The 1,473-nt window shown below is 46.4% G+C and carries 1 protein-coding gene; it reads right to left on the reverse strand.

From position 1 onward, the window contains the following. Nucleotides 1-492 precede the first annotated feature (492 nt). On the reverse strand, nt 493-1,473 hold a 981-nt coding region (locus tag ACUVJL_RS33295), incomplete at its 5' end, for an efflux RND transporter permease subunit (protein ID WP_445249742.1).

Below are 1,473 nucleotides of genomic sequence, written 5' to 3' on the forward strand. Positions count from 1 at the left end.
CGCGGGCTGCCTCCTCTACAAGCAAGCAACCTCTCACTTCCAAGCGTAGCGGCAGATGGGGGCCGCCGTCAATCGATTTTAGATTTTAGATTTTAGATTTTAGATTGAAGAATTGATCCCCGGACTAATCTGGGGACTTTATCGATTTTAGATTTTAGATTTTAGATTTTAGATTTTGGATTTTCGATTGAAGAATTGATCCCCGGACTAATCTGGGGACTTTGGGAGTTTTGATGCCGGATTGGCGGGTTTTGGGCGATCGCCAATCTCTTATTTTTACCCTGAAATCCCATATCAACGCCCAGTAAGTAATTGTATTTTTAGGGCGGGCGAGACGCCCACCCCACGCCCAGTAAGTAATATCATGTCCGGTCGATTACCCCGATTCCTGTAGGGGCGGGTTCACCAATAATATTTGCCCCTAACGGACAATCTCACAAACCCGCCCCGGCAATTGTATTATGGGCGATCTATCGGACATGATATTCCTAACTAAAACGGCGACACTTTGTCGCGTTCAATCTCCTCGCCGGCAGTTGTTTTGCCGTTCACAATTGTGCCATCATCGGGCAGATTGTCTAGTCGATCGCGCTTCTTAAAGCGATCGCGAGCCGAGACAATCACCACATACAGAACCGGCACCATAAACAAACTCAAGACAGTAGAAACAACCATCCCCCCCGCGATCGCATTCCCCAGCGATCGGCGGCTCGCTGCACCCGCACCTTCTGGGTTAACCAGAGGAGCAATACCCAAAACGAAAGCCAGAGAAGTCATCAAAATCGGTCGTAAACGCTCTTGAGAAGCCTCAACTGCCGCCTTAGCAATTGAATATCCCTGCTCCCGTAACTGGTTCGCAAACTCCACGATTAAAATCGCATTTTTACTAGACAATCCAATCAACATCACCAAACCAATCTGGCAATAAACATCATTCGCCAAACCCCGCAACGACTGAGCTAAAAGTGCACCCAAAATTGCCAGAGGCACCGATAGCAAAATAATGAAAGGATCGACATAATTTTCGTACTGAGCCGCCAAAACCAAAAACACAAAAATCAGCCCCAAACCAAAAATAATTGGTGCTTGACCCCCCGACTCAATTTCTTCTAAAGAACTCCCCGACCATTCATAGCCAAAACCCGAAGGCAAAACTTCAGCCGACACCTTTTCCATCGATTTTAGCGCCTGTCCAGAACTCGATCCCGGAGCCGGAGTGCCAGTAATTTCAATTGACCTATATAAATTGTAGTGGTTAACAGTTTGTGCCCCCACCACCGGAGTTATCTTCACCAAATTGCTCAAAGAAATCATTTCATTCTTTCCAGAACGCACATACAATTTCCCAATATCTTCAGGGTTATCACGAAACTGTTTATCCGCCTGAACATACACCCGATAGTTGCGCTGCTGCAGGTTAAAATCATTCACATACTGAGCACCCAGAGCCGTTTGTAACGTATTGAAAACATC

Origin of the sequence: Microcoleus sp. OTE_8_concoct_300, from assembly GCF_031383065.1 — a bacterium.
GTDB lineage: Bacteria > Cyanobacteriota > Cyanobacteriia > Cyanobacteriales > Microcoleaceae > Microcoleus.